Consider the following 10122-nt stretch of genomic DNA (forward strand, 5'->3'; position numbering starts at 1 on the left):
CGCCGTTTTCAATTCCACAGATAATAATTTTATGGCAATCAACTTTATCCGCATCGCCGTGGTTTACGCGATCATTGGTATAGGCATCGGCATTTACATGGCTGCCAGCCATTCTTTTCTACAACGCGACACTCACGCGCACGCCAATCTGCTGGGCTGGGTGTCCTTGGCACTATCGGGACTGATCTACCAAGTCTTCCCGGCCCTAGGCAACCATGTTCTAGCCAAAGCGCATTTCTGGCTGCATAACCTCGGCTTGCCTGTCACCATCGTCGGGATAGCATTGTTGTACGATGGCAACCCGGCCGTAGGCGAACCGCTGGCCGGCATCGGTTCCAGCGTGGTTGCTTTGGGATTTCTGGCCTTGCTGATCAATGTATTTAGAACACCGTTATCGGATCAGGTTTAAGTACGAGTAATCCTCGCTGTTATCGATGTCCAGTTCCGCCTCCGGCAACGGGATTTTTACCAAGTGGCTATCGAGCTTAGCCAATAGCGACTTGGCCCCGCGATCGCCAGTCAAGCTTGCGAGCTGTTGAAAAAATTCGGCCGGAAACACGGCCGGCACGCCAAACGACTCCGCGTACTGACTCGCCACAATGCACTCCGGCGCCTGCTGCCAAGCCCGCAGCAGGTTTTGCAGATGCGAGGCGTTAATCAGGGGTTGATCGCACAGCATCAATAACACCGCGCTGGCCGTGGCCGGCAAGGCTTCGATACCTGCTCGAATCGAACCGGCCATGCCGTCCGCCCAGTCAGGATTCAGTGCTACGCTAATGCCGCTTAGGTCGATAGCGGTGGTTATCGCCTCGGCATTAGCTCCCAACACCACCACGCTCCGCTCCGCTAACGCGGCCCGCGCACTGTCAATTGCATGGGCCAGTAATGGACGGTCTTGCCAAATCAGTAATTGCTTTGGGCTACCCATCCGGCTGGACGCACCTGCCGCCAGGATGACGGCATACACATTTTCAATGGCTGCAAGCATGCTTGATGGTGACGACTTCATTGCCTAGTTGCAAGCCGCTACGACCATTGAGCTGGGCGTGAATACCAGCCACGATAGACAGCGCGATCTCTTCCGGGGTTTGCGCGCCGATGTCCAAACCCACCGGGCCGAATACCCGCTCGTTGATTAGCGCGGCATCGTCGCCCAGGCTTTGCAGTAACCGTTGCTTGCGATGCGCCGGCCCCAGCAAACCGATAAACGGTACCCGGCAATGGACGATGGCGTGCAGGTAGCGTTGGTCGTATTCGATGTTGTGGGTCATCATCATGATGGCATTGAAGCGATGCAAATCCAGTTGCGCCGCGACCTGTTCCGGTACCAGATGCAATAACTGATCAGCCAATGGAAAACGCTCGGGTTTGATGTGTGCGGGCCGGTGATCGACCAAGGTCACTCGCCACCCTACGGATTTGGCGCAGTTCAGCAGCGGTATCGCGTCGGCACCGGCGCCGAATATCAGCAACTGCCAAGGCGGCTGCACTGGGTCGTAAAAGGCTTTGATCTCCTGGCCGTCAAGCAGATGGGTTTCGATACGCGGTTTTTGTTGCAAGGCCGTTTGCACTGCCGCTGTGGCAAAGGGAAACGGCGCGCTGGGCAAGATCGGTTGCTCGCCGACGATGGCGGCCGGCAGGAACTGGCTGCGGCCGGCCGGAAAATCCGAGTGCCCGGAATCGAACACTGTCACCAATACCCCATGAGCTTGGACTTCGGCGGCTTCGACCAACTGACTCAAAGGACTAAAATCCTGCTCGGCTGTTAATAATTGCAGCAACACCCTAACCGCACCGTTACAACCCAGCCCCAAACCCCAGATTGCGTCTTCCCCGGAACGCATGTCGTAAAACAGCGTTTTGGCTTCGCCGGTTGCAAACACCGAAGCGGCCTGCTCCACCAGATCCCTTTCAAAGCATCCGCCGCCCAGCAAACCGACCAACTCGCCGGTCTGGGTAATCAGCATCCGCGCGCCGGCCTTTTGATATGTCGAGCCAAAGGTTTCGACAATGGTCGCCAGCACGCTGTCTTCCTGGTCGCGTTGCAGTCGCCGATAGGCTTCTTGCAGATGATTGATGTGATTGGCCATGGTTTACTCGCTTGCGGGTATACCTGCGATTGTACTAGCCATATCAACTCCAGCTCAAATCGGTGCGCAGTAAGGGCAATTGCCTTACCCGCACACCCGTGGCGGCGAAGATCGCATTGCACACTGCCGGCGCCAATGGCGGCAGCGCCGGTTCGCCGAGGCCGGTGACCGGATAATCGGTCTTCAGAAAATGCACCTCCACCTGGGTCGGCGCATCGGCAATGCGGATCATCGGATAATCCCCAAAGTTGCTTTGCACGATGCGCCCTTTTTCGATGTTCAACTCCTGAAACATCAAGGCCCCCAGACCATCGACCACCGAACCCTGCACCTGATTTTCCGCGCCGCTGAGATTGACGATTTGCGCGCCGATGTCGGTGACGACGACCACTCTATCGACCTTGAGCTTGCCGTCTTTGGAGACCGTAACTTCCGCGACCTGGGCGATGTAACCCAGATGGCTGAAATGAAAAGCGATGCCCTGCCCTTGGCCGCGCGGGAAGTTTTTCTTGCCCCACTCGGCATTTTCCGCGACGTGCTGCAATACATGCTTCATTCGATTAACATCGTATGGGATACCTTGCTGGCCAGTGCCGGGAATGAAGCCTTTGTCGCCCAAGATTTCTAAGCGAAACTCGAGCGGATCTCGGCCGGCGGCGTGCGCCAGTTCGTCGATAAAACTATGAAACACCCAAGCGAAAACATTACTACGCGGCGCTCGCCATGGCCCCATGGGGATATTGCACTCCAGGGGGGTTTGCTCCAATAGGCAGTTTTCCACCCACCGACCCGGAAATTCGTCGCCGGACAGATTGGCACCGCTGCCCAGTTCCAGGGTTTCCTTGCCATCCTTCACTACTTTATGGGCAAAGGTCACAAAGTGGTTATGCCAGGCGATCAGTTTGCCATTGTCGTCCAGGCCACCCTTTAAAAAGTGAAAGCCGCCGGCGCGGAATTGATCGTGTTGCAGATCGTCTTCGCGGGTCCAGGTCAGTTTGACCGGCACACCGATTTGCTTGGCAATCGCCGCCGATTCGATGAGGTAATCCGGGATCAAGCGCCGGCCAAAGCCGCCGCCGCTGCGGGTGATATGCAGTGTGATTTTCTCCTTGGGAATCCCCAAGGTTTCCGTGACGATTTTCTGCCCCGCTTCCGGGTTTTGAGTGGGCGCCCAAATCTCGATGCCGCCGTCCTTGAACCAGGCCGTGCAATTTTGCGGCTCGATACTAGCGTGAGAAATGAAAGGATAGACGTAGGCCGCTTCAACGGTTTTGTCCGCATCCTCCAAAGCTTGCTTCGTGTTGCCGTCGTTACGCAACACTTCGCTGCCGGCCTGTTCTGATAACTCCTTGGCTTTGGCACTAAAGCCAGCCCAACTTTGCGTGGCCGCTGGGCCTTCGTCCCAAACTACTTCCAATTGCTTGCGGGCCGTGAACGCCGCCCAGGTGGAGTCGGCGACGATCGCCACACCCGGCAACAAGCCTTTTAAGCTGGTTCCGCCTTCCACGACAAAGACATGTTTTACGCCGGGGAGTGTTTTGATTTTGTCCAGATTGGCGCTGACGACTTTACCGCCAAACGCCGGACATTTTTGATAGGTCGCATACAACATACCGGGCAATTGCACGTCGATCCCAAACAAAGGCTTACCGGTGACAACGGCCGGATTATCCACGCCACCAATTCGTGTACCCAGTAATTTATAGTCTTTAGGGTCTTTCAACTTCACCGATTCCGGCGCAGGCACCGGAATCGACACCGCCTTTTCCACCAATTGACCATAACTAAGCTGTTTACCGCTGGCCGGATGATGCACTGCACTATCCTTGGCAACCAGTTCAGCGGCAGGCACCCGCAAGAGTTCCGCGGCTGCCAGGATCAGCATGGTTCTGGCCGTCGCACCCAGCTTATGAAACTCCTGGTAATTGGTCGGCGTGGAGCGCGAACCGCCGGCGCTTTGGCTACCGTAAATCGGATCCAAGTCGCCCTGCACAATTTGCACATCCAGCCAATTCACTTCCAGTTCCTCGGCGATCACCATCGGCAGCGAGGTTTTGATGCCCTGGCCTATCTCCGGCTGCTTGCTGATCAAGGTCACCTTGCCGGTCGGCGCGATGTGGATAAAGGCATTGGGTTTAAACACGCTGCTTTCCGCAATGGTGGACGGCTTGGCAACCCGCTTGGCGGCACTATCGGCCACATTCAGATAAAAACCCAACACCAAGCCGCCGCCGGCCAACGTGGACTTGCGCAAAAAATCGCGGCGGCTGGCATTTTCCAATTCGTATTCGTTCATATCGACTCCTTGACAGCGAGTTCAGCAGCACGGTGTATGCCGGCACGTATCCTTAAATAAGTCCCGCAACGACATAGATTGCCGGCCAGTTCGACATCGATCTCGGCGTCGGTCGGACGGGGATTTTTTTTCAAAAGTGCAGCCGCCGTCATGATCTGCCCGGCCTGGCAATAACCGCATTGCGGCACATCCAGTTCCTGCCAGACTTTCTGTAAAGGATGTTCACCGTTGGGATGCAAGCCTTCGATAGTGGTGACCTGACTGGAGCCGACTTTGGCAATCGGCGTCAGACAAGCCCGGGTCGGCTGACCGTCGATATGCACGGTACAGGCACCACACTGCCCAACTCCGCAGCCGAATTTGGTACCGACCAGATTGAGATGATCGCGCAGCACCCACAACAAGGGCGTGTCGGGATTAACATCCACGGTCTTTTGCGTACCGTTGACGTTGACTGTGTATTTGCTCATAAGAATCGATTATTTGATGGTTGTAATTATGTGGAGCACGCTCGTAGCAGTCCACTGTAAAGCAATAATCACACCGGATATGCTCGGCAGATACCTTTCAGATCTGTGCCCTATAAACGATTGAATATCAAGATGTTTATCCGGCAAATTGACTCTCCAGAAGAAAACAACCCGCTTATTGCAAGCTTACTTCGGCGTCATCAGCCGCTAAGCAGTTGCTGTATCAACACCAATTCAGCAACTTTTGCTGACCCGCCAACACATCAATCACCGTTAAATCTATAAATTTCTTTGCAAACAACTAGTTGAAAACTGGCATATAAATTGACTAAGTAATTTGGCGATATAGCAGATATTAAGGATTATCTCGTATTGTTAAAACCGCTATATTCTGTCCGGCGTCAATTATCTTTTCCGGTTTAACGTCAATTACCCTGGCCGGTTTTTGTTAAAAATAATGGGTTATTTTTTTACACGCTGTTTTTTCCGATAGCTTTCTCCTTCGATTTCAATAATGGTGGCGTGGTGGATAATGCGGTCAATCGCTGCAACCGTCATCATGGTGTCTGGAAAGATGTGATCCCATTGACTGAAGGGCTGGTTTGACGTGATGATCAAGCTGCCACTTTCATACCGATGGGCAATGAATTCAAAGAGCACTTGGGTTTCTGCATCGGTCTTTTTGACATAGCCAATATCATCCACAATCAGCACTTGATATTTATCCAGGCGTGTCATCGCGGTCATTAAGTCCAGGTCCCGCTTGGCTTGCTGCAAGCTTTGCACCAGTGCCACCGCTGAGAACCATTTCACACGGACGTTTTGTTCGATGAGTTGATGGGCAATAGCGGCGGCAATGTGCGATTTACCGACACCCGACGGGCCGATCAATAAGACGTTACCGGCACGATGAGCCCAGTCCGTATGATCTTTCAAGGCGGCAATCTGTTGCTGCACGGCGGTGCTGAGTTCTGCCTGATTCAAGTTAGCGAAGCTTTTCCCCGCCGGTAAACCCGCTTCTCGAGTCCATTTTTGCACGCGTTTTTGATAACGATCAGCCGCTTCCTGTTCACACAACCCCGACAAATAGCGGACATGGCCATAGCCTTTGGCAAGCGCCTGTTCTTGATGACTTTGATAATGGCGGATAAAGGTAGGCAGTCTGAGCTGCTTGAGCAATAACTCGATGGTTTCAGGCATAACCGACCTCCGGTTGATGCCAACTACCCTGTAACAGATGATCATAGCTGCCTAAGTCATGTTGCCGCGCGGGTATCGAAGGCACAGGGTGCTGACCTAAATAACGTTCCTGTAAGGCCTTAAGGCTGGGCAGTGGCTGATGTTGTTCGATAGTCGTCAGCAACTCATGGCCCAAACGTTCTTCGCAATCATGATCCATAGCGATTCTCAGTACGCCCACCATCCATTTACAGGCCTCTCGGGCATCTAATTGTCGGTCACTATGCAGCCATAACTGGCGATAAATGTCGGTGGGTAACAAATCATCACGGAATTGTAAAAACCGGAAGGCCTGTGGTTTGGCAGACAAACTATGGATAAGATGCCGGTAATCAATGCGTCGCGCACGTTCTTGACCGGCTTTCGGATAAATACGCGGGAGTGTTGCGGTTAAGGCTTGGCCGACAAACATGACCAAGCGATCATGGTATACATGCACCCGGACGTGCTCGCCAATCAGCCGTGAAGGCACGGTATACAACACGCGTTTAATTTCTACGGTACTGCTTCTCGTCACCTTCAGGCTGAGCTCGCTATAATCCATAAATCGCCCACCCGGCAAGGGCTGTAAGGCTAATTGCTCTTCTCTAAACCGGGCTTGGCACCGTCTATTTAACCGTTCAGACACGTGATCAAGAAAGGCTTGATAGGCTTTGATGTCAGCAAAATCGCTACTCCCTCTGAGCTTTAAGGCTTGATCCAGGCGATGCTTGAAGGACCCATGAGCACATTCAATAGCGCCATTCTCATGGCTGACGCCGCAGTTATTGCGGGTGGCCCGTAATCGATAATGCGTACAGAGCGCCTCATAAGACTGGGTGAGTGTCTGCTCATCTCGATGGTTATTAAACGCCGCACTTAAACTGTCAGTACGATGCTCAAGTGGACTGCCGCCGGCCAGCATTAATGCTGACTGCAGGCCATCGGCCAAGGCCGAATAACTTTCACCGCCCAACACAATCTGCACATACCGCCAGCCACTGTAGGCAAAGCGGAACTGGTACAACAGATGCGTAAAGACTTTGCCCTGGAGGGTGATGGTCGTGTTCGGATGACTGAAGTCCGATAAGCCTTGCTGACCGGCAGGCACTGACTGGCGAAAGATCACCACTTTCTCAGGGCCTTGGGTGGCTTTCCAGTGTTTGACGCGGCGCTGCAGAGTACGCAAGACACTGAAGGGAAATTGCCCAGCATGCTCATCTTCCAGATATTCCCAAAGCGTCAAGCCGGTGAGCTGCGATTCTTTTTCTAACAGAGGCACCAATTCCTTTTGCCAAATAGATTCCAAAGGATCTTCACGCGTTCGCCAATGGCGTTCACCCGGAATTGATACGCGCTCCCCTTTTTCTATCCTGCGGCCAGACCGTTCAGAAATAGCTGCCTGCGCCGCCGCGGTTTGCTGGCTTTGGCCTCGTTGACGTTTGCTCATATATAAACTCTCTTGATGTCGAGTGATACGTTTTCCAGGCAAGAGTGAGCTCCCTATCAAAGTGAAACTCACCGTTGTCCTTGGTATCAGTCAACCGGTCAAGATAGTTGTCGTCAAACCGGACAGGGTAATTGTCGCCGAACAATATTCCCAAGTTAATTCAGGCCTACAAATCCTAAATTAACTTAGGAATATAGCGGTTTTAAATAGTGACTTTAACTAAACATTTCCCAGGGGGATATTATGAAAACTACTGTAGCGCTATTTGCCAGTGCCTTATTAATTGCCAGCAGCGGCGTATTTGCCGAAGAACATGCCGCCGAATCGTTAAAACATGCTGAGCATGCCGTAACCCATGGCAAAGCGGGCCATGCGGATCAATTGGTAGAGCACGCCGAAAAATCCTTAGCTCACGTCGATAAAGCGGAGAGCGCCGCTACTGGCGAAGCAAAAGCACACATTAGCGCCGGTAAAAAATCACTGGAAGAAACCATTGCACATGGCAAACAAAACCACGCTGAAGTAGCGACCAAACATGCCGAAGAAGCCGTAGGCCACTTCAAGGCAGGTAATATTTAAAATACTGTAACGTAATACAAAACAGACAGAACGCACTTGATTGCCTGGCCCGGATAACTCCCGGACCAGGCAATTATAGATAATGAACATGTCAATAATATTAATTACATTTTTCTATAAAAAAGGGACTATTTAAAATGGCAAAAATAACCAATTTGCGGGTTGGCGAATCATTAGTCGGTGAAGGCAATGAAATAGCCCATATCGATTTAATCATTGGTCCACGCGGCTCCGCAGCGGAAACTGCTTTTGCAAATGCGTTGACCAATAATAAAGACGGCTTTTCCACTTTATTGGCAGTGGTAGCGCCTAACTTGCTGGTGAAACCCGCCACGATCTTGTTCAACAAAGTCACGATCAAAGGCTCGAAACAAGCTGTGCAAATCTTTGGACCGGCGCAACGCGCAGTCGCCATTGCAGTAGCGGAATCGGTTGAAGAAGGCATCATTCCCGCCGACGAAGCCGACGATTTGTTTATTTCCGTGGGCGTGTTCATTCATTGGCTGGCCGAAGACGACGCCAAAATCGAAGAATACAACTACAAAGCCACCAAGGAAGCGATTGCTCGCGCTGTCGCTGGCTTTCCAAGCGCTCAAGAAGTAATTGCCGCGAAGAAGGAGGCCAAACATCCTTTCGCAACTAATAACGTTTAACTTTTTAGTGTGCCAGATCAGAGCCGTTTTGATGTTTGCAATAGCAACACACAGCCGTTTGAAACCCGCCTTTGCGGGTTTCTTCGATTTGGCGCAAGCATTTATCTAAGCGGCAAAACACTGATAACAAGGATCAGACTGTGCGTAGCCAAGCCGTCTCCCAACCAAAATTCAATACCAACTACCGTCTGGCTGGTCGGTGGGTGAGATCCAATGGCCTACACCCAGCAAAATCGTACTGGGTCCGGTCGTCAATTACGGCTATCACGATACAGTCAGCTGTTTCTTCCAGTCGACAATCTGGTTTTGATGAATCTCAAACTCCTGGGTCAACTGCGCCAGGGTTTTATCACCCGTCAAAGCGGCCAAGGCGACTTTGGCCTTGAAGGCCGGCGAATGTTTTCTTCTCGGTTTTTTGGACATCTTCTGCTCCATTGTTTTGTCCTTACGGACGTTCAAAAGTAGCAGGGATTTTCACTTAACCGGCTGTTCAATTTTTCGGGGCCAGCTCTAACAAATTAAAAAGACCGGACAGCACGCACGCTAAGCTTACTGTATTTATTGTAGCGATCCTGGTCGCCATTGCCGAAGCCCTGGATCCAGGCGCTGTTGATGTCTTGCTCCGTAGCGCTCCAATAGTCGTCTTTAGCAAAACCGCCCACCACGTTTTCTGTGTTCATATAAGACTTTTAACTCAGTCTTTGTCGGCAAATGCCAGCCGGAGCCATAAGCGCCTGCAACTGTAACAGCGTCACTCCAACTTAGTGAATTGATCTCATCGGCTGCTTTCGCTTCCAGGCCATGCTCACCCATATCATCGACATAATAGACTTTGCCACCTTGGGGGCCACTGTCGCCGAGCCCATTTATTGCAGCAGTCTTAGCTCTTCTCGCTATATGGAATGGCCGGACTAACAGTGCTTTCCGCTTGAACAGCATGCCCCAATAATAAACCCACAGCCAATAAAACCACTTTTGCTATTTCTTTGAGATCAATCATGGCAATGCTCCTTATTTCTGTTTGGCTGTTAGTGGTTCACTGTCGCTGATGCGGCGCTTTACGCAAGTTATTAAGTTCACAGCCTAGATTAGCGAGGGTATTTATTAGTTCCTGGTATTGGCTATCATAGTGAAAGGCCAGATGACTTGCCTGCCCCAGACTACAAAGTGGGCAATTGGAGATGGATGTTGAACATGGTTTGCCTGAGTTTAGAGTCAACGAAATGTATCGAAGTGTCTAGCGATACTGTCACAGCAAATTAAATCTTAACTATCAGCTGTGGTGCTAGTAAACTCGGTGAAGAATGGCAGTTTTCAGAAATCGGAATTCAATGCCAGCTTTCCGGCGATGAATCTGAAGAGTGGA

The 10122-nt window shown here is 51.8% G+C and carries 10 protein-coding genes and 1 pseudogene; 3 read left to right on the forward strand and 8 right to left on the reverse strand.

Annotated features, from left to right (window positions below; translation table 11 throughout):
* Window positions 1-31: 31 nt before the first annotated feature.
* The gene (locus ACR64Q_RS10905; protein ID WP_313734692.1) at window positions 32-409 is read left to right on the forward strand and encodes a cytochrome-c oxidase; all 378 of its coding nucleotides are present in this window, start codon (window positions 32-34) and stop codon (window positions 407-409) included.
* Here ACR64Q_RS10905 and ACR64Q_RS10910 read toward each other — a convergent pair.
* From ACR64Q_RS10910 to istA, 6 genes are all read right to left on the reverse strand, one after another.
* Window positions 392-988 carry a nucleotidyltransferase family protein gene (locus tag ACR64Q_RS10910; protein WP_313734694.1) on the reverse strand — a complete coding sequence of 199 codons (597 nt, stop codon included), beginning with the start codon at window positions 986-988 and terminating at the stop codon, window positions 392-394. The genes ACR64Q_RS10905 and ACR64Q_RS10910 overlap by 18 nt on opposite strands.
* Complete coding sequence (locus ACR64Q_RS10915) at window positions 972-2090, reverse strand: XdhC family protein (RefSeq protein ID WP_313734695.1); 1119 nt, start codon at window positions 2088-2090, stop codon at window positions 972-974. The genes ACR64Q_RS10910 and ACR64Q_RS10915 overlap by 17 nt, the downstream gene beginning before the upstream one ends.
* A gap of 43 nt (window positions 2091-2133) precedes the next feature.
* Window positions 2134-4386 (reverse strand): xanthine dehydrogenase family protein molybdopterin-binding subunit, encoded by a 2253-nt coding sequence (locus ACR64Q_RS10920; RefSeq protein WP_313734696.1) that lies wholly within the window; start codon window positions 4384-4386, stop codon window positions 2134-2136.
* Window positions 4383-4856, reverse strand: coding sequence for a (2Fe-2S)-binding protein (locus tag ACR64Q_RS10925; protein WP_313734697.1), 474 nt, complete (start codon window positions 4854-4856; stop codon window positions 4383-4385). Before ACR64Q_RS10925 ends, ACR64Q_RS10920 begins: the two co-directional genes overlap by 4 nt.
* A 462-nt stretch (window positions 4857-5318) precedes the next feature.
* A complete protein-coding gene (gene istB / locus ACR64Q_RS10930; RefSeq protein WP_313732341.1) occupies window positions 5319-6056 on the reverse strand; it encodes an IS21-like element helper ATPase IstB in 738 nt (245 codons plus the stop codon).
* Complete coding sequence (istA, locus tag ACR64Q_RS10935) at window positions 6049-7524, reverse strand: IS21 family transposase (protein WP_409521147.1); 1476 nt, start codon at window positions 7522-7524, stop codon at window positions 6049-6051. The genes istB and istA overlap by 8 nt, the downstream gene beginning before the upstream one ends.
* A gap of 243 nt (window positions 7525-7767) precedes the next feature.
* On the opposite strand from istA, the gene smbP reads away from it, so the two are divergent.
* Both smbP and fae read left to right on the forward strand, forming a co-directional pair.
* Window positions 7768-8103 carry a small metal-binding protein SmbP gene (smbP, locus tag ACR64Q_RS10940; RefSeq protein WP_313734699.1) on the forward strand — a complete coding sequence of 112 codons (336 nt, stop codon included), beginning with the start codon at window positions 7768-7770 and terminating at the stop codon, window positions 8101-8103.
* 137 nt (window positions 8104-8240) lie between these two features.
* Complete coding sequence (gene fae / locus ACR64Q_RS10945) at window positions 8241-8756, forward strand: formaldehyde-activating enzyme (protein WP_313734701.1); 516 nt, start codon at window positions 8241-8243, stop codon at window positions 8754-8756.
* 276 nt (window positions 8757-9032) lie between these two features.
* Here the strand turns inward: fae and ACR64Q_RS10950 are convergent.
* Both ACR64Q_RS10950 and ACR64Q_RS10955 read right to left on the reverse strand, forming a co-directional pair.
* Window positions 9033-9179 (reverse strand): annotated as a pseudogene (locus ACR64Q_RS10950) (transposase); the annotation flags it as partial.
* Window positions 9180-9274: 95 nt separating this feature from the next.
* A complete protein-coding gene (locus ACR64Q_RS10955) occupies window positions 9275-9436 on the reverse strand; it encodes a DUF1566 domain-containing protein (protein WP_231499577.1) in 162 nt (53 codons plus the stop codon).
* Window positions 9437-10122: the final 686 nt, after the last annotated feature.

This window comes from Methylomonas sp. 2F7, assembly GCF_057126975.1.